We start from the raw sequence: 18,958 nt of genomic DNA on the forward strand, positions 1-18,958 counted from the left end.
TGGGCGGACTCGTCGAGGCCCGGTGCTGGTCGATCGCCGGACGGCGCTCATGCGCCTGGTCAGTTCGTCGTGAGATCCTTGATGATGTTCGTGATCCGCACGGTCGAGCATCGTTTGCCCGCCTCGTTGGTGATCGCGATCTCGTGCACCGTGAGCGTTCGCCCCAGGTGGATCGGGGTGCACACCCCCGTGACGAGGCCGCTCGTGGCAGACGCCGTGTGCGACGCGTTGATCTCGATGCCAACGGCGAGCTTGCCCTGGCCGGCGAACAGGTTGGCCGACATCGAGCCGAGTGACTCGCCCAGCACAACATAGGCACCACCGTGGAGCAGCATCGCCGGCTGCGTGTTGCCTTCGACAGGAAGAGTGGCGACACTGCGTTCGACCGTGAACTCGAGAAACTCCATACCCATCTTCTCGGCGAGTGCGCCGATGCCGCGTGCTCGCAGATAGGCGAACGCATTCCCGGTGTCTGTGCTCATGGTCGCTCCCTCGTCGCCGCCGGCTCACGCTGACATCGAGTGTCTGAGCACGCTTGTAGGCTGGGCATGTGTCGGACTCCGAAAAGCCTACCCTGCTCGTCATCGATGGTCATTCGCTCGCATTCCGCGCGTTCTATGCGCTCCCGGTCGAGAGTTTCCAGACCAGGGACGGTCAGCATACGAACGCCATCCACGGGTTCATCGCCATGCTGATCAATCTGCTGAGAAACGAGAATCCGACCCACATCGCCGTTGCCTTCGACATCTCCCGCTTCTCGTTCCGCACCCGCGAGTACGCCGACTACAAGTCGACGCGGGGTGAGACACCCCCCGAGTTCATGGGCCAGGTGCCGCTTCTGCAAGAAGCACTCGCCGCCATGAACATCACGACGATCCAAAAAGAGGACTACGAGGCAGACGACATCCTCGCAACGCTGTCGGTCCGCGGCACCGCGGACGGCTATCGTGTGCTCGTCGTCTCTGGAGACCGCGACACCATCCAGCTCGTCAACGACAATGTGACACTGCTGTACCCCTCGAGGCAGGGTGTGTCAGACCTCACCCGGTACGACCCCGCGAAGGTCAGGGACCGATACGACATCGAGCCGTGGCAGTACCCCGAGATCGCGGCACTCGTCGGTGAGACGAGCGACAATCTGCCCGGCATTCCCAAGGTCGGTGAGAAGACGGCCGTCAAGTGGCTGAAACAGTTCGGCAGCCTCGATGAGATCCTCGCGCACGCGGACGACATCGCCGGAAAAGTCGGTGAGAGCTTTCGTGAGCACAAAGAGAACGCTGTGCGCAATCGCAGGCTCAACAGGCTGCTCACCGATGTCGACCTTCCCGTCGATCTCGCCGACCTCAAGAAGCAGCCGATCGATGAGAACGCCGTGCGCGACGTCTTCGCACGCCTTGAGTTCCGCACGCTGCTCGAGCGCCTGCTCACCTTCGAGGGAGCAACAGTCGGGCCGGCTGAGCCGGCTCCGGCTGCGGCGGGGATGCCCAAGCCCCAAGAGCTCCTCGACGAGGAGCTCTTGGCGTGGCTCGACCGGCAGAAGGCCGCCAATCCAGACGGCCTCGCCCTGACGATCGACACGATGGGTGGCCTGCCCGCGACTGTCGGCATCGCCTCTCACACCGAGTCGGTTGCGCTGACATGGCAGCCGAACAGGGCCGACTACGCTCCCTTCGAGGCCTGGCTGGCGAGCGACGCACCGAAGATCATGAATGACGCGAAGCATCAGATCAAGGCTGTGCGACGAGCTGGACTCTCGATCTCGGGCCTCAGCTTCGACACGTTCGTGGCAGGCTGGCTGCTCCGCCCGGGTGGGCAGGACAAAACGCTCTCAGACCTGGTGTCCAGGTATCTCGGCGAACAGCTGCCGGTGGCGGATCCGAACCAGCTCGTGCCGATGGCCGATACCATCGGCGCGGCGGGTGAGGCCTGGTACACGCAGCGTCTCGTCGCTCCGCTGACAGAGGCGCTCGACACCGGATCGCTCGAGGTGCTCCGCACCATCGAGATGCCGATCACACTCGCCCTCGCCGACATCGAACTGCGCGGTGTCGCCGTGAATCACGAACAACTCGCAGAACTGTCCGCGCAGCTCGGCGCCCGCATCGCCGATCTCGCCGCGAGGGCGTTCGCCGAGATCGGGCGCGAGGTCAACCTCGGGTCTCCCAAACAGCTGCAAGAGGTGCTCTTCGACCAGCTGGGAATGCCGAAGACCCGGGCGAACAAAACCGGTTACTCCACCGACGCCTCGTCGCTCGCCGATCTGCAGGCGTCGAATCCCCACCCGTTCCTCGGCCTGCTGCTCGAGCACCGTGACGCGACCAAGCTCAGGCAGATCGTCGAAACCCTCGACAAGGCCATCGATGAACACGGCCGCATCCACACGAGCTACGTCCAGACCGGCACAGCGACGGGCCGCATCTCGTCGAACGACCCCAATCTGCAGAACATCCCCGTGCGCACAGAAGAGGGCAGGCGCATCCGCGCGGCTTTCGAGGTCGGCGAGGGCTACGACACACTGCTCACCGCCGACTACTCGCAGATCGAGATGCGCATCATGGCGCACCTGTCCGGTGATGACGGACTGATCGAGGCGTTCAAGAGCGGCGAGGACCTGCACCGTTTCGTCGGTGCGCGGATCTTCGGCGTCGATCCTGCCGACGTCACGTCGCTGATGCGCACCAAGGTCAAGGCGATGTCGTACGGACTCGCATACGGCCTGAGCGCCTTCGGGCTGTCGAAGCAGCTGCGCATCGAAACGTCTGAGGCGAAGCAGCTGATGGCCGACTACTTCGAACGTTTCGGCGGGGTGCGGGATTACCTGCGCGAGGTCGTTGTGCAGGCCAAGGTCGACGGCTACACCACCACGCTCTTCGGTCGCCGCCGCCCTTTCCCCGACCTGAAGAGCCCGAACAGGGTGCTCAGGGACAACGCCGAACGAGCGGCGCTCAACGCCCCGATCCAAGGCTCGGCAGCCGACATCATCAAGATAGCCATGATCAACATCGAGAGAGACGTCGCCGAGCACGGCCTCCGGTCCCGAATGCTCATGCAGGTCCACGACGAGCTCGTGTTCGAGGTCGCCGCGGGGGAGGACGATGCCCTCGAATCGATTGTCACGTCCCGTATGGGTACCGCGGCCGAGCTGCGTGTTCCGCTCGACGTGCAGGTGGGACATGGCTCCAATTGGGATGCCGCTGCCCACTGAGGTTCGCCGTGTGCCCGCTGCTCCGCGCGTTGCACCGGTGATCCGCTGGTCTTAGGCTCACCCTCATGACCGAACAAGACCACCGCACTCCCTCTGCGATCGACCGGATCGCAGAGGACTGGGTCGACACAATCGTGGGCATCCAGCCGATCGTGGGCACGTACATCGGCAGGAGCGAGGTGAATCACCGCTACGGGGACTACTCCCCGGAGGGGCATGCACACCGCATCGCGGAAACGAAGCGCACGATCGCGGCGCTCGACGCGACGGAGCCGGTTGATGCCATCGACGTCGTCACGAAGACCGATCTGCGCAACGACCTCGCCCTCGACGTCGAGAGTTATGAGCACGATCTGCATCTTCGCGACCTGAACGTCATCGAGTCGCCGGCACAGAGCATCCGTGAGGTGTATGACCTGATGCCGACCGCCGAGATCGCCGATTGGGAGACCGTGTCCGCCCGGCTCGGGTCCCTCCCGGCGGCCGTTGCGGGATATATCGAGACGCTGAGGCTCGGCATCGAGCGTGGTGTGACACCGGCGAGGCGCCAAGTGGCCGAGGTGTTCGAGCAGGTGAAGAAACTCTCGAGGCCCAACGGGTTCTTCGTCGATTTCGTCGCCAACGCGACACCGCAGGACACACAGCTGCCCGCGTCGCTCGCGAATGACCTGGCTCGGCACGCCGGTGAGGCATCCGTCGCCTATGGTGAGCTCGCCAGCTTTCTCGCCCATGAACTCGAACCCGTCGCGAGCACACGCGACGCTGTGGGCCGCGACATCTACACGTTGCAGTCCCGTCGTTTTCTCGGCACAACCATCGACCTCGACGAGACCTACGAGTGGGGGATCGAAGAGCTCGCCCGTATGACCTCTGAACAGGAGGCCATCGCGCGCGAGATCAAGCCGGGTGCGACGGTTCTCGAGGCCATCGAGTTCCTCGATGCAGACGAGAGCCGCAAACTCCACGGCACAGACGCCCTGCGGGAGTGGATGCAGCGCACGAGCGACGCCGCTGTGGCTGAGCTCGGCAGGAGCCATTTCGACATTCCCGACGAGATCAAGACGATCGAGTGCATGATCGCACCGACCCAGGAGGGCGGGATCTACTACACCGGCCCGACAGACGACTTCTCGCGTCCGGGACGAATGTGGTGGTCCGTGCCCGAGGGGGTGACCGAGTTCGACACCTGGCGAGAGCTCACCACCGTCTACCACGAAGGCGTCCCCGGGCATCACCTGCAGATCGGCCAGGCGGTGTACAACCGGGCGAAGCTCAACACCTGGCGCAGGCAGCTCGCGGGCACATCCGGTCACGCCGAGGGATGGGCGCTGTACGCGGAGCGGCTGATGGAGCAGCTCGGCTACCTCGACGACCCGGCCGACCGCATGGGGATGCTCGACGGCCAGCGGATGCGCGCAGCCCGCGTTGTGCTCGACATCGGCGTGCATCTCGAGAAACAGCTGCCGGACCTGTCTGGCGCGTGGACCGCGGATCACGCATTCGACTTCTTGCGCCGGAACGTCAACATGAACGAGGGCTTCGTGCGGTTCGAGGTGAACAGGTACCTGGGCTGGCCCGGGCAGGCGCCGTCGTACAAGGTGGGACAACGCATCTGGGAACAGCTGAGAGACGAGTACCGTCACCGGGAGGGCGACACGTTCGACATCAGGGAATTCCACCGCAAAGCGCTCGACCTCGGCGGTGTCGGCCTCGACACCCTGCGCAGCGCTCTTCTGCCGTAGGGCCAGGAATGCGCGGGCACACGCCGATGTTGTGCTCGAAAGACAATCCTCGATAGACTGACATGTCACATTTGTGACGTTCTATCCGCCTGCCCGTCGCAGAAACATCCTGAAGCATCCACCGGATCTTCATATGCGGCCGGCCCGAACCATGTCCATACTGGAGCAACTACTACATGACAACCGCAACGACCGCCCCGACCACCAAGCAGGTCGCCATCAACGACATCGGATCTGCTGAGGACTTTCTGGCCGCGGTCGAAAAGACTCTGAAGTTCTTCAACGACGGCGACCTCATCGAAGGCACCGTGGTGAAGATCGACCGCGACGAGGTTCTGCTCGACGTCGGTTACAAAACCGAGGGTGTCATTCCCTCACGTGAACTTTCCATCAAGCACGACGTCGACCCCTCTGAGGTCGTCAACGTCGGTGACTCGGTTGAGGCCCTCGTTCTTCAGAAAGAAGACAAAGAAGGCCGGCTCATCCTCTCGAAGAAGCGCGCACAGTACGAGCGCGCATGGGGAGACGTCGAGAAGATCAAGGATGCTGACGGCGTTGTGACCGGAACGGTCATCGAGGTCGTCAAGGGCGGCCTGATCGTCGACATCGGACTGCGCGGGTTCCTCCCGGCATCGCTCATCGAGCTGCGTCGTGTGCGCGATCTCACGCCGTACCTCGGACAGGAGATCGAGGCCAAGATCCTCGAACTCGACAAGAACCGCAACAACGTTGTGCTTTCGCGTCGTGCGCTCCTCGAGCAGACCCAGTCCGAGAGCCGCACGACGTTCCTCAACAACCTTCAGAAGGGCCAGGTCCGCAAGGGCATCGTCTCGTCGATCGTCAACTTCGGTGCGTTCGTCGACCTCGGCGGCGTCGACGGCCTCGTCCACGTCTCTGAGCTCAGCTGGAAGCACATCGAGCACGCCTCGGAGGTCGTCGAGGTCGGTCAAGAGGTCACCGTCGAGATCCTCGAGGTCGATCTGGACCGCGAGCGTGTCTCGCTGTCGCTCAAGGCCACGCAGGAAGACCCCTGGCAGGTCTTCGCCCGCACTCACGCCATCGGCCAGGTCGCACCGGGCAAGGTCACGAAGCTCGTCCCGTTCGGCGCTTTCGTTCGCGTCGCAGACGGCATCGAGGGCCTCGTGCACATCTCCGAGCTCAGCGGCAAGCACGTTGAACTCGCGGAGCAGGTCGTCTCCGTCGGCGAAGAGGTCTTCGTCAAGGTCATCGACATCGACCTCGAGCGTCGCCGCATCTCGCTCTCGCTGAAGCAGGCGAACGAGGGCGTCGACCCCGAAGGCACCGAGTTCGACCCGGCGCTCTACGGCATGCTCACGGAGTACGACGAGCAGGGCAACTACAAGTACCCCGAAGGCTTCGACCCAGAGACCAACGAGTGGAAAGAGGGCTACGAGTCCCAGCGCGAGAAGTGGGAGCAGGACTACGCTGCGGCCCAGGCTCGCTGGGAGGCCCACAAGAAGCAGGTCGCGTCGTCGGCTGCAGAGGAGTCGTCAACCGAGGCGGCAGGAAACCCCGCAGGCTTCGCGAACGAGTCGGCTTCGTCGCTCGGCACGCTCGCAGACGACGAGTCCCTCGCCGCTCTGCGAGAGAAGCTCTCCAGCAGCAACTGAGCAGTTTTCGCCACGTCGACAGGCGGTCGTGCCCCAGCGGCACGACCGCCTGTCGGTGTTACGGGCGTTTCAGGGCCGCAGAGAACACGTCCTAGTCTTGAACAATGACCCTGATCGGACTCACCGGCGGCATCGCCTCGGGAAAATCGCTTGTGTCCTCCCGACTGCGCGATCTCGGCGCCGTCATCGTCGATGCCGACGTCATAGCCCGTGAGGTCGTCGAACCCGGTCGTCCCGCGCTCGAGCGCATCGTGCGCGAGTTCGGCGACGAGGTCCTGGCCGCGGACGGCTCCCTCGACCGGGCCGCCCTCGGCGCCATCGTCTTCAGCGATCCGTCGAAGCGACGTGTGCTGAACGACATCACACACCCGGCCGTCCGCGAGCGGACGAACGAGATCGTGTCTGCGGTGTTCGCCGACGATCCGGATGCCGTTGTGGTCAACGACATCCCGCTCCTCGTCGAAGCCGGTCGCGACAAGAACACCCACTTCGACTCGATAGTCGTTGTGCACGCAGACACGGAAACCAGGATCCGTCGTATGGTCGAACACCGTGGCATGTCGCGGGCGGAAGCCGAATCCAGGATCGCCGCACAGGCATCCGACGCGGCACGCGAGGCCATTGCAGACGTCGTGATCGACAACAGCGGCTCGGTGCAGGACACCATGCGGCAGGTGGACGACTTCTGGGCGGGGCTGCACGGCCAGACCGAACGGCAGGGCTGAGGCACACGCTCACGCCTCACTGTCAGTGGCGCGATCTAAGCTTGATGCATGCAACCGACACGCTCTGTGCATCCGTTCGAGGTCATCAGCGAGCATACGCCGAGCGGCGACCAGCCCCAGGCGATCGCTGAGCTCGCCGGCAGGATCAACGCCGGCGAAACAGACGTTGTGCTCCTCGGCGCCACAGGAACAGGAAAATCCGCGACGACCGCCTGGCTCATCGAGGCCGTTCAGCGTCCGACTCTGATCCTCGCGCACAACAAGACTCTCGCAGCCCAGCTGGCGAACGAGTTCAGAGAGATGCTGCCGAACAACGCCGTCGAATACTTCGTCTCGTACTACGACTATTACCAGCCAGAGGCGTACGTTCCGCAGACCGACACCTTCATCGAGAAGGACTCCTCGATCAACGCTGAGGTCGAGCGACTCCGCCACTCCACCACCAACTCCCTGCTCAGCCGCAGAGACGTGGTCGTCGTGTCGACGGTGTCGTGCATCTACGGGCTCGGCACGCCGCAGGAGTATCTGAACGCGATGATGGCTCTCCAGGTCGGGCAGAGGGTCGACAGGGACTGGTTGATCCGCAAGTTCATCTCGATGCAGTACAACCGCAACGACGTCGACTTCTCGCGCGGCAACTTCCGGGTCAGGGGAGACACCATCGAGATCATCCCCGTCTACGAAGAACACGCGATCCGCATCGAGATGTTCGGCGACGAGATCGAGGCGCTCTATTCGCTGCATCCCCTCACGGGCGACGTGCTGCAGAAGATGGATGCCGTCTCGGTGTTCCCCGGCTCGCACTACGTCACGAGCCCAGACGTGATGCACAAGGCGATCGAGACCATCCAGGCCGAACTCGCCGAGCGTCTCGAAGAGCTCGAGCGCCAGGGCAAGCTTCTCGAGGCCCAGCGCCTGCGGATGCGCACCACGTTCGACCTGGAGATGATGCAGCAGATCGGGTTCTGCTCCGGAATCGAGAACTACTCGCGGCACATGGACCAGCGTGCTCCCGGTGAGGCGCCCCACTGCCTGCTCGACTATTTCCCAGATGACTTTCTCGTGGTCATCGACGAGTCGCACGTCACGGTGCCGCAGATCGGCGCCATGTACGAGGGAGACTCGTCGCGCAAGCGCACACTCGTCGAACACGGTTTCCGACTCCCGAGCGCCCTCGACAATCGGCCGCTGAAGTGGGATGAGTTCAAGAGCCGCGTCGGCCAGACGGTGTATCTGTCGGCGACACCGGGTCGATACGAGATGGGCATCGCCGACGGAGTGGTCGAGCAGATCATCCGGCCGACAGGTCTTGTCGATCCGCAGATCGTCGTCAAACCGTCGAAGGGGCAGATCGACGACCTGCTCGAAGAGATCCGGCTGCGTTCAGAACGAAACGAACGTGTGCTCGTGACGACATTGACCAAGAAGATGGCGGAGGAGCTCACGGACTTCCTGACGGAATCCGGGGTGCGCGTGCGGTACCTGCACGCGGATGTCGACACACTCCGCCGCGTCGAGCTCCTGACAGAGCTGCGAGCCGGAGTCTATGACGTTCTCGTCGGGATCAACCTCTTGCGCGAAGGGCTCGACCTGCCCGAGGTCTCTCTTGTGGCGATCCTCGACGCCGACAAAGAGGGGTTTCTGCGTTCGTCCACGTCGCTCATCCAGACCATCGGTCGCGCGGCGCGAAACGTCTCTGGCGAAGTGCACATGTACGCCGACGTGATGACGGACTCGATGGCGCGTGCCCTCGACGAGACCAACCGTCGTCGAGACAAGCAGCTCGCGTACAACGCCGAACACGGCATCGACCCCACTCCGCTGCGCAGGCGCATCGCCGACATCACAGAGGTGCTCGCCCGTGAGGGCGCTGACACGGCGAAGATGCTCGCGGGTCGCGACGCGAAGAAGAGGTCGCCCACACCGAACCTGAGACGTGAGGGAATCGCGGCTGAGGGAGCAGAGAACCTCGAGGCGATCATCTCCGACCTCAACTCCCAGATGCTCGCGGCGGCGGCGGAGCTCAAATTCGAACTGGCCGGGAGGCTCAGGGACGAAGTGTCCGAGCTCAAGCAAGAGCTGAGGCAGATGGAGAAGGCCGGGCATATCTAGGTCTTGGGCTCGACCGGGGGTCTCGGCAGGCTCGACCCACCGGGGAGGGTTTCGGCAGACTCGACCACCGGGGTGGCGCCGGTGGTGAGCAGGCCCGACGGAGCGAAGCGACGCCGGAGGGACGAAACCCTGCTCGACCACCGCACGCTCTGCACAGGCAGCTCGTGGTCCGCTCAGCGCACCAGGGGCACAAAGGTCACGCCGCCCAGGTCCTGCCAGACCAGCTCTCCGGACTCGCTCTTCACGCCGACGCGCAACTGCTGCCCGAACCCAGGCGTGCCGAGCGGCACAACGAGTCGCCCGCCCGTGCGCAGCTGCCGTGGCCACGCCGGAGGAACCTCTTCGGTCGCTGCCGCGACCGATATCGCGTCGTACGGAGCCGAGTCCGGCCATCCGTCGGATCCGTCTCCGGTGATGACGGTCACCGTGTGGTAGCCCAGGCGTGACAGAACGTTCCGTGCCCCGTCGGCGAGGCCGGAATGACGCTCGATCGTGGTGACCGCCGCTCCCATCTCGGCAAACACCGCAGCGGCATATCCGGAGCCGGCGCCGACCTCGAGCACGTTGTCGCCGGGCCCGATCGACATCGCCTCTGCCATCACCGCGACGATATAGGGCTGTGAGATCGTCTGACCGTCGCCGATCTGCACGGGGTGGTCTTCGTAGGCGCTTTCCTCCGCGCCGCTCACGAACTCGTGACGCGGCACACGCCGCATGGCGTCTGTCACCGCACGATCCGTCACGCCGCGGGCCTCGACCTGTTCCGCGACCATTCGCTCCCTCAGGAACCTATCGTCCATGCCGCCCATTCTGGACGTCCTGCCGCGGCGGCCCAACCCGTCCGGCGAGAATGGGAGCGTCCTCTCTCAGCTGAGAGCCGCCGGCGATGACCCCCAGCTCGATGTCAGTGGCGCACCGTACAATTCTCGGGTGTCGATTTCCCAGGTAGATTCCACGTCAAAACTCAGTGTTCGCGGTGCCCGTGTGCACAACCTGCGCAATGTCGATCTCGACATCCCGCGCGACTCCCTCGTTGTGTTCACCGGTCTCTCGGGATCGGGCAAGTCGTCGCTCGCCTTCGACACGATCTTCGCCGAGGGGCAGCGTCGTTACGTCGAGTCGCTGTCCGCCTATGCCAGGCAGTTCCTCGGACAGGTCGACCGACCAGACGTCGATTTCATCGAAGGGCTGAGCCCCGCGGTCTCGATCGACCAGAAGTCCACCAACCGGAATCCACGATCCACGGTCGGCACCATCACCGAGGTCTACGACTACCTGAGGCTGCTCTGGGCCCGCATAGGCGTTCCGCACTGCCCGGTGTGCGGTGAAGTCATCCAGCGCCAGACGGTGCAGCAGATCGCCGATCAGCTGATGGAACTCGAGATCGGCACCAGATACATGATCATGAGCCCCGTGGTGTCACAGAAGAAGGGCGAGTTCGTCGACCTCTTCGCCGAGCTCGCTGCGAGTGGTTACGCCAGGGCTGTCGTCGACGGCGAACAGGTGCAGCTGAGCGAGCCCCCGACCCTGAAGAAGTCGTACAAACACGATATCTCAGTGGTCGTCGACCGGCTCGTCGCCGGACCGGACGTGCTGTCGCGCCTCACCGACTCGCTTGAGACAGCTCTTCGGCTGACAGACGGTGTTGTGCAGATCAACTTCGTCGACGAAGAGGGGCCGGATGCATCGCGCACCTTCAGCGAGAAGCTCTCGTGCCCGAACAATCATCCGATCCAGTTGACCGAGATCGAACCGCGGACGTTCTCGTTCAACGCGCCGTTCGGCGCGTGCCCGGAGTGTTCAGGGCTCGGCACCCGGATGTCGGTCGACGAAGGCCTTCTTCTCGGCGACCCGGTCTTGAGCATCAGCGAAGGTGTCATCGTCCCGTGGACGACGCAGGGCAAAGGGCTGTACCAGTACTACGAGAAGCTGCTCGAGGGACTCTCACGCGACCTCGACTTCTCGCTCGACACCCCGTGGCAGGATCTCGAGCCGCACGTGCAGGATGCCGTGATGCGCGGCAACGACTTCAAGGTGAAAGTCCGATGGAAGAACCGCTACGGGCGCGAGATGAGCTATTCGTCGGGCTTCGAGGGCGTGATGCCATACATCGAACGACAGTACCTGCAGGCGGAGACCGATGTGCAGAGGGCCAGATGGTCTGAGTACCTGAGAGAGATCCCGTGCCCCGTCTGCGGCGGGCAGCGTCTGAAGCCCGAGGTGCTCGCGGTGAAGGTGCACAACGCCAGCATCGCCGATGTCGCGGAGTTGAGCCTCAGCGATGCCCGCGAGTTCATGGACAAACTGGATCTCACCGCCCGTGAGACGAAGATCGCCGCGCAGGTGCTTCGCGAGATCAAGCTCCGCCTGGACTTCCTGATCCAGGTCGGGCTCAACTACCTGAACCTCTCACGTTCCGCAGGGTCGCTCTCGGGCGGTGAAGCACAGCGCATCCGGCTCGCAACCCAGATCGGCTCCAGGCTCACGGGTGTTCTCTACGTGCTCGACGAACCGAGCATCGGCCTGCACCAGCGCGACAACAGGCGACTGATCGAAACGCTCATCACCCTGCGCGATCTCGGCAACACCCTGATCGTCGTCGAGCACGACGAAGACACCATCCGGATGGCTGACTGGATCGTCGACATCGGCCCCGGTGCCGGTGTCAACGGCGGCACGGTCGTGCATTCAGGACCGTACGCCGAACTCGTCGCCAATACGAGCTCACTGACGGGCGACTATCTGGCGGGCCGCAAAGAGATCGCAACGCCTGAGCGACGCCGGACGGCGGATCCCGAGCGCATGATCACCGTCGTCGGCGCCCAGGTGAACAACCTGCGCAAGGTGACGGTCGACTTTCCCCTCGGTGTGTTCACGGCGGTGACCGGCGTCAGCGGGTCAGGCAAGTCATCACTCGTCAACGACGTGCTCTACCGTGTTCTCGCGAACAAGCTGAACGGCGCGCGAAAGGTGCCGGGCAAGCACACACGGGTCACCGGTCTCGAACACCTCGACAAGGTGATCCATGTCGACCAGGCGCCGATCGGGCGCACCCCCCGATCGAACCCCGCGACCTACACGGGTGTCTTCGACCGCATCCGCACGCTGTTCGCCGAGACGACCGAGGCGAAGGTGCGCGGGTACCTTCCCGGTCGTTTCAGCTTCAACGTCAAGGGCGGGCGCTGCGAGGCGTGCTCGGGAGACGGAACCATCAAGATCGAGATGAACTTTCTGCCGGATGTCTATGTCGCCTGCGAGGTCTGCGGCGGTTCGCGATACAACCGCGACACGCTCTCTGTGCATTACAAGGGCAAGAACATCTCAGAGGTCCTCGACATGCCGATCGCAGAGGCCGCGGAGTTCTTCGAGCCCATCTCGGCGATCCACCGTTACCTCAAGACCCTCGTCGAGGTCGGTCTCGGCTATGTGCGGCTCGGCCAGAGCGCCACGACGCTGTCGGGCGGCGAAGCGCAGCGCGTGAAACTCGCGACAGAGCTGCAGCGCAGGTCGAACGGCCGGAGTGTGTATGTGCTCGACGAACCGACGACAGGGCTGCACTTCGAAGACGTCCGCAAGCTGCTGCTTGTGCTCAACAGCCTCGTAGACAAGGGCAACACCGTCATCGTCATCGAGCACAACCTCGACGTCATCAAGTCCGCCGACTGGCTCATCGACCTCGGCCCAGAAGGCGGCGCGGGCGGAGGGCGTGTGCTGGCGGAGGGCACACCGGAGCACCTCGCGACAGTGCGGGGGAGTCATACAGGCGTGTACCTGAACGAGATCTTCGAGGCAGAGAGCGTCGAGACCCGCAAGGCCGGCTGAGCATGGCGTACACAGTCAGCTACCGTCCGCGGCCGGGCGACATTCCCACGAGCCCCGGTGTGTACCGGTTCAGGGATGAGAATGAGCGTGTGCTCTACGTGGGCAAGGCCAAGAACCTGCGTGCGCGCCTGAGCAACTACTTCGCCCCGCTTGCAGGCCTGCACGAGCGCACCAGGCGAATGGTGACGACGGCCAGCCGCGTCGAATGGACGGTCGTCGGTTCGGACATCGATGCCCTCCAGCTCGAGTACACCTGGATCAAGGAGTTCGATCCGCCGTTCAACGTCAAGTTCCGCGATGACAAGACCTACCCCTACATGGCGATCACACTCGGCGACGAGGCGCCGCGCGTGATGGTCACGAGGAACACCCGCATCAAGGGAGCGCGGTATTTCGGGCCGTATCCCAAAATCTGGGCCGTGCACAACACGATCGACCTCATGATCAAGGCCTTTCCGATCCGCACCTGCTCCGACTCGAACTACAAGCGGGCTATGCAGTCCGGCAGGCCCTGTTTTCCCGGGCAGATCGGTCGGTGCGGTGGCCCGTGCTCCGGGCGGGTCACTCTCGAAGAGCACCGCGCCCTCGTCGACGACTTCGTGAGCTTTATGGCCGGCAACGACAAGCGATTCGTCACAGAGGCGACGAAGAAGATGAAGGCCGCTGCGGCCGCGCAGGACTATGAGGCGGCCGCGCGCTATCGGGATCGCCTGCTCGCACTCGAGGCGGTTCTCGAGAAGAGCGCCGTTGTGCTGCGAGACGGCGTCGACGCGGACCTCTTCGGCATCGAGCACGACGATCTCGCGGCGGCGGTGCAGCAGTTCGTTGTGCGCGGCGGGCGGATCAGGGGTGTCAGGGGCTGGACCGTCGACAAAGAGCTCGACATGTCGACGGCCGACCTCGTCCACAGCGTGCTGCAGCGGGCGTACACAGACGGGAGCGCCGCGACGGGCATTCCCCGTGAGGTGATCGTCCCCGAGCTTCCAGAAGACACCACAGAGCTCGAGGAATGGCTCGGCGAACGTCGTGAGAACGGACGGGTGCGGTTGCGCACCGCGAAGCGCGGGGAGAAGGCGGCCCTGATGCAGACAGCTGTCGTCAACGCGAAGAACGCCCTGATGCTCTACAAAACGAAACGGAGCTCGGACTTCGTCGCCCGCTCTGAAGCGCTGAACGACATCCAGCAGTCGATCGGGATGACCCAGGCGCCCTTGCGCATCGAGTGCTTCGACGTCTCGCATCTCGGCGGCACGAACATCGTGGCGTCGATGGTGGTGTTCGAGGACGGGCTTCCGAGAAAGGACCAGTATCGTCGGTTCAGCATCCACGAGTCGTCTGACGACACCGAGTCGATCTTCCAGGTCCTCACCAGACGGCTGGCCTACCTGGCAGATCCGGCGAGCGACCCGGCAGAGACACCGGGCGATCAGGTCCAGGCGAAACCGAAGAAGTTCGCCTACCCGCCCCAGCTGCTCATCGTCGACGGCGGGCAGCCGCAGGTGCAGGCGGCGAAACGTGCATTCGACGCTGCCGGCATTCCCACGACCACCGGCGCGGAGCCCACGGCCAGTGGCATCCAGCTGGTCGGAATGGCCAAAAGACTCGAAGAGATCTGGCTGCCCGATTCCGACTACCCGGTCATCCTCCCGCGCGGCAGCGAGGCGCTGTTCCTGCTCCAGCGGGTGCGAGACGAGGCGCACCGGTTTGCAATCAGCTACCAGCGCACAACGCGCAAGCGTGACATCGGTTCGGTTCTCTCGACGGTTCCCGGGCTCGGACCAGCGAGGGTCAAGAGTCTTCTGAAGCATTTCGGCTCGGTCGCGCGCCTGCGAGGCGCCACTCTCGATGAGATCGCAGAGGTCCAGGGAATCGGGCCGCAACTGGCTGAGGCCATCCACGATCACCTCAGGAATCGGTAGGCTGGGGACGCGGCAGACCATTTTCCGCTCCAGACCGAGAGGCATGATCGTGACCGAGCCGACCCCTCAGCAAGAGGTGCTCATCGTCACCGGGATGTCTGGGGCGGGGCGCACGACGGCGGCGAACGCCCTCGAGGATCTCGATTGGTACGTCGTCGACAATCTTCCTCCCCAGATGCTGCGCCCCCTGGTCGACCTCGCCCAACGCGCAGAAGGGGAGCTGCCCCGGATCGCGGCAGTCGTCGACGTTCGCGGTCGCGACTTCTTCAGCGACCTGCAGCAGATGATCCCGTCACTGCGAGAGGGGACCCACCTGCGGGTGGTGTTTCTCGACGCGACGGATGCCGCACTCGTCAGGCGGTTCGAGGCCGTACGTCGCCCGCACCCGCTCCAAGGCGGGGGCACGATCCTCGACGGGATCGCGAGCGAGCGGGCGCGACTGGCGACGATTCGCGAGTCGAGCGACATCGTCCTCGACACCTCAGACCTCAACATCCACCAGCTCGCCAGCCAGATCGCCGAGCTCTTCCGCACTCCGGACACCCCCGGGCTGCAGGTGACCGTGCAGAGTTTCGGGTTCAAATACGGAATTCCCACTGACGCTGATATTGTCGCGGATGCCCGTTTTCTTCCCAATCCGTTCTGGGTGAGCGAGCTTCGGCAGTTCACAGGCCAAGACAAAGAAGTCAGCGACTTCGTGCTCGACCAAGAAGGCGCACGCCAGTTCATCGACCGCTACGTGCAGGCCCTCGAACCGGTGTTCGCCGGATACCAGCGCGAGAACAAACGACACGCGACCGTCGCGGTCGGCTGCACCGGCGGAAAGCACCGCTCGATCGCGATCGCCGCGGAGTTCGCCAAACGCCTGGGCGAGCTCCCTGGAGTGGCCGTCACCGTCAAGCATCGCGACCTCGGTCGCGAGTAGCGCAGTCGCGCCCCATTACCGGAATCATCAGAAAGAGAGCCACGATTGGCACTGACCGCAGAAGTCAAAGAAGAGCTGACCCGTACTGTAGAGACGCGGACCTCAGTGCGCGCCGCCGAGCTGACATCGATTCTGCGCTTCAGCGGGGGACTTCACATCATCTCGGGCAGGATCGCCATCGAATCCGAGCTCGACTCACCTCAGCTGGCTCAGCGTGTGCGCAAGGGGCTCGCCGAGATCTACGGCGTCAAGAGCACGGGAACGGTCTCACAGGCTTCTGGAACCAGAAAATCGGATCACTATGTCGTCCGTGTCGTCGACGGCGGTGAGACACTCGCCAGACAGACCGGACTGCTCGACGCTCGGCGACGTCCGATCCGAGGGCTGCCGAACAAGCTGACCACGGGAACACGCGATGAGCTCGCCGCGATCTGGCGTGGCGCGTTTCTCGCCGCCGGCTCTCTGACCGACCCCGGTCGATCTGCAGCCATCGACATCTCGTGTCCCAGCAACGAGGCGGCGATGGCTCTCGTGGGCGCGGCCGGCCGCCTGGACGTCGCGGCGAAGGCCAGGGAGGTCCGCGGCGTTCATCGTGTGGTCATCCGCGACGGTGAAGCGATCGGGACGATGCTCGTCAAGATGGGCGCGCACGGAACCGTCACGCAGTGGGAAGAGCTCCGCCAGCGTCGAGAGGTGCGCGCGACGGCCAACCGCCTGGTGAACTTCGACGACGCGAACCTCAGGCGCTCCGCACAGGCAGCCGTCGCCGCGTGTGCGCGGGTCGAGAGGGCTATGGAGATCCTCGCGGATGACATTCCCGACCACCTGCGCTACGCAGGTGAGCTGCGGCTGGGGCACCGCGACGCCAGTCTCGACGAGCTCGGCCACCATGCAGACCCGCCCATGACGAAAGACGCCATCGCCGGGAGGATCAGGCGCCTGCTGGCCATGGCAGACAAACGCGCCCGCGATGAGGGAATCCCGGGCACGGATGCGAACCTGCCGTCCGACCTCGACGACGTGTGATGCGTTGCCGGGCTACGGGAAGCATCCCGTAGCCCGGTGAGTTGACCTGAGTAGACTGAGTACGTCACTCAGAGCCGTGCGCAACCGATGACGCATGGAGACAACGAGGAGATTGAATATGGCTGAATACGTCCTGCCTGAGCTCGCCTACGACTACGGTGCACTCGAGCCGAGCATCTCGGGCACCATCATGGAACTGCACCATTCCAAGCACCACCAGACCTACGTGACGGGAGCGAACACGGCTCTCGCGCAGCTTGCCGAGGCGCGCGATGCCGGCAATCTGGCCAACGTCAACAAGCTCGAGAAGGATCTCGCCTTCAACCTCGGCGGGCACGTGAACCACTCGATCTTCTGGACGAACCTCTCGCCGAACGGCGGGGACAAGCCGACAGGCGATCTCGCGTCGGCCATCGATGAGTTCTTCGGCTCTTTCGACAAGTTCCAGGCGCACTTCACCGCAACGGCTCTCGGCGTGCAGGGGTCCGGTTGGGCTGTTCTGGCGTGGGATGTCCTCGGGCAGCGTCTCAGTGTCTTCCAGCTCTTCGACCAGCAGGGAAACGTTCCGTTCGGGCTCGTCCCGCTGTTTATGCTCGATGTCTGGGAGCACGCGTACTACCTCGACTACAAGAACGTCCGCGCCGACTATGTGAAGGCCGTCTGGAACATCGTCGACTGGGCGAACGTCCAGGACCGCCTCGCGGCAGCTCGCGAAAAGACGACAGGCCTACTGGTACTGTCGTAACACCGGCGGGTTGCCCATGGCGTCCGTCGTGGGCAACCCGTCTCGTTTTCCACAAGTCCCAGCACAACGCGCTTCAGCGCCCACCACCAGGAGTGAATCCTTGTCTGTAAAGATCGGTATCAACGGGTTCGGCCGTATCGGCCGCAACTACTTTCGCGCAGCTCTCGCCAAGGGCAGTGAGCTTGAAATCGTGGCGGTCAACGACCTCACCGACAACAAAACCCTCGCTCACCTCTTGAAGTACGACTCGATCACGGGTCGCCTCGATGCCACCGTCGACTTCGACGAGGATCAGATCGTCGTCGACGGCAAGGCGATCAAGGTCTTCGCCGAGCGCGACCCCGCAAACCTCCCGTGGGGCGACCTGGGTGTGGACATCGTCATCGAGTCGACAGGCCGCTTCACAAACGCCGAAGACGCGGTCAAGCACATCCAGGCGGGTGCCAAGAAGGTCATCATCTCGGCTCCGGCCAAGGGCGAAGACGCCACGTTCGTGATGGGCGTCAACGAGCAGGAATACGACGCGGCCAACCACAACATCATCTCGAACGCATCGTGCACCACGAACTGCCTCGCCCCGCTCGCCAAGGTCTTCAACGACACCTTCGGCATCGAGCGTGGCCTGATGACCACCGTGCACGCATACACGGCAGACCAGAACCTGCAGGACGGCCCCCACTCCGACCTGCGCCGCGCACGCGCAGCCGCCGTCAACATCGTTCCGACCTCCACCGGCGCGGCGAAGGCCATCGGCCTTGTGCTCCCTGAGCTCAAGGGCAAACTCGACGGCTTCGCGCTGCGTGTTCCGATCCCGACCGGCTCGATCACCGACCTCACGGTCGAGACCTCGCGCCCGGTCACGGTCGACGAGGTCAAGGCCGCATACAGAACGGCAGCAGAGGGTCCGCTCACGGGCATCCTGAAGTACACCGAAGACGAGATCGTCTCGAGCGACATCGTGAACGACCCGCACTCGTCGATCTTCGACGCCGGCCTGCTCCGGGTTCTGGGCAACCAGGTGAAGCTGTCCGCGTGGTACGACAACGAGTGGGGATACTCGAACCGCCTCGTCGACCTCACCGAGTACGTCGCAGATCGCCTCTAGG

General features: G+C 63.9%; 13 protein-coding genes. 11 read left to right on the forward strand and 2 right to left on the reverse strand.

Annotated elements, in window-relative coordinates; all coding sequences use genetic code 11:
- Window positions 1–59: 59 nt before the first annotated feature.
- Window positions 60–482 carry a hotdog fold thioesterase gene (locus tag ACYVF5_RS10410; RefSeq protein ID WP_460946036.1) on the reverse strand — a complete coding sequence of 141 codons (423 nt, stop codon included), beginning with the start codon at window positions 480–482 and terminating at the stop codon, window positions 60–62.
- A 68-nt stretch (window positions 483–550) separates the two neighbouring features.
- On the opposite strand from ACYVF5_RS10410, the gene polA reads away from it, so the two are divergent.
- From polA to uvrB, 5 genes are all read left to right on the forward strand, one after another.
- Window positions 551–3,205 (forward strand): DNA polymerase I, encoded by a 2,655-nt coding sequence (gene polA / locus ACYVF5_RS10415; protein ID WP_460946038.1) that lies wholly within the window; start codon window positions 551–553, stop codon window positions 3,203–3,205.
- A gap of 65 nt (window positions 3,206–3,270) precedes the next feature.
- Window positions 3,271–4,947 carry a DUF885 domain-containing protein gene (locus ACYVF5_RS10420; RefSeq protein WP_460946040.1) on the forward strand — a complete coding sequence of 559 codons (1,677 nt, stop codon included), beginning with the start codon at window positions 3,271–3,273 and terminating at the stop codon, window positions 4,945–4,947.
- A gap of 176 nt (window positions 4,948–5,123) precedes the next feature.
- A complete protein-coding gene (rpsA, locus tag ACYVF5_RS10425; protein ID WP_460946042.1) occupies window positions 5,124–6,578 on the forward strand; it encodes a 30S ribosomal protein S1 in 1,455 nt (484 codons plus the stop codon).
- Between the two features lie 104 nt (window positions 6,579–6,682).
- Complete coding sequence (coaE, locus tag ACYVF5_RS10430) at window positions 6,683–7,303, forward strand: dephospho-CoA kinase (RefSeq protein WP_460946044.1); 621 nt, start codon at window positions 6,683–6,685, stop codon at window positions 7,301–7,303.
- A 48-nt stretch (window positions 7,304–7,351) separates the two neighbouring features.
- A complete protein-coding gene (gene uvrB / locus ACYVF5_RS10435) occupies window positions 7,352–9,415 on the forward strand; it encodes an excinuclease ABC subunit UvrB (RefSeq protein ID WP_460946046.1) in 2,064 nt (687 codons plus the stop codon).
- Between the two features lie 173 nt (window positions 9,416–9,588).
- Here the strand turns inward: uvrB and ACYVF5_RS10440 are convergent, their stop codons facing one another.
- Window positions 9,589–10,215, reverse strand: coding sequence for a protein-L-isoaspartate(D-aspartate) O-methyltransferase (locus ACYVF5_RS10440; protein ID WP_460946048.1), 627 nt, complete (start codon window positions 10,213–10,215; stop codon window positions 9,589–9,591).
- 130 nt (window positions 10,216–10,345) lie between these two features.
- Here ACYVF5_RS10440 and uvrA point away from each other — a divergent pair, with 130 nt between their 5' ends.
- The 6 genes from uvrA to gap all read left to right on the forward strand — a co-directional run bounded on the left by uvrA (window position 10,346) and on the right by gap (window position 18,957).
- Entirely contained in the window at window positions 10,346–13,237 is a 2,892-nt protein-coding gene (gene uvrA / locus ACYVF5_RS10445) for an excinuclease ABC subunit UvrA (protein ID WP_460946050.1), read from the forward strand.
- A gap of 2 nt (window positions 13,238–13,239) precedes the next feature.
- On the forward strand, window positions 13,240–15,156 hold the full coding sequence (uvrC, locus tag ACYVF5_RS10450; RefSeq protein WP_460946052.1) for an excinuclease ABC subunit UvrC: 1,917 nt from the start codon (window positions 13,240–13,242) through the stop codon (window positions 15,154–15,156).
- A 43-nt stretch (window positions 15,157–15,199) separates the two neighbouring features.
- Window positions 15,200–16,081: an RNase adapter RapZ gene (gene rapZ / locus ACYVF5_RS10455; RefSeq protein ID WP_460946054.1), complete on the forward strand. Its 882-nt coding sequence runs from the start codon at window positions 15,200–15,202 to the stop codon at window positions 16,079–16,081.
- A 45-nt stretch (window positions 16,082–16,126) separates the two neighbouring features.
- Window positions 16,127–17,107 (forward strand): DNA-binding protein WhiA, encoded by a 981-nt coding sequence (whiA, locus tag ACYVF5_RS10460; protein WP_460946056.1) that lies wholly within the window; start codon window positions 16,127–16,129, stop codon window positions 17,105–17,107.
- A gap of 118 nt (window positions 17,108–17,225) precedes the next feature.
- Window positions 17,226–17,852, forward strand: a complete 627-nt coding sequence (locus ACYVF5_RS10465; protein ID WP_460946058.1) for a superoxide dismutase — start codon at window positions 17,226–17,228, stop codon at window positions 17,850–17,852.
- Between the two features lie 100 nt (window positions 17,853–17,952).
- Entirely contained in the window at window positions 17,953–18,957 is a 1,005-nt protein-coding gene (gap, locus tag ACYVF5_RS10470; RefSeq protein ID WP_460946060.1) for a type I glyceraldehyde-3-phosphate dehydrogenase, read from the forward strand.
- The last annotated feature ends 1 nt before the right edge of the window (window position 18,958 follow it).

The organism is Okibacterium endophyticum, assembly GCF_054780075.1.

Coding starts and splice junctions, on each gene's coding strand:
- ACYVF5_RS10410 (WP_460946036.1), bottom strand. CDS start 482: ATGAGCACAGACACCGGGAATGCGTTCGCCTATCTGCGAGCACGCGGC.
- ACYVF5_RS10420 (WP_460946040.1), top strand. CDS start 3,271: ATGACCGAACAAGACCACCGCACTCCCTCTGCGATCGACCGGATCGCA.
- rpsA (WP_460946042.1), top strand. CDS start 5,124: ATGACAACCGCAACGACCGCCCCGACCACCAAGCAGGTCGCCATCAAC.
- coaE (WP_460946044.1), top strand. CDS start 6,683: ATGACCCTGATCGGACTCACCGGCGGCATCGCCTCGGGAAAATCGCTT.
- uvrB (WP_460946046.1), top strand. CDS start 7,352: ATGCAACCGACACGCTCTGTGCATCCGTTCGAGGTCATCAGCGAGCAT.
- ACYVF5_RS10440 (WP_460946048.1), bottom strand. CDS start 10,215: ATGGACGATAGGTTCCTGAGGGAGCGAATGGTCGCGGAACAGGTCGAG.
- uvrC (WP_460946052.1), top strand. CDS start 13,240: ATGGCGTACACAGTCAGCTACCGTCCGCGGCCGGGCGACATTCCCACG.
- rapZ (WP_460946054.1), top strand. CDS start 15,200: ATGATCGTGACCGAGCCGACCCCTCAGCAAGAGGTGCTCATCGTCACC.
- ACYVF5_RS10465 (WP_460946058.1), top strand. CDS start 17,226: ATGGCTGAATACGTCCTGCCTGAGCTCGCCTACGACTACGGTGCACTC.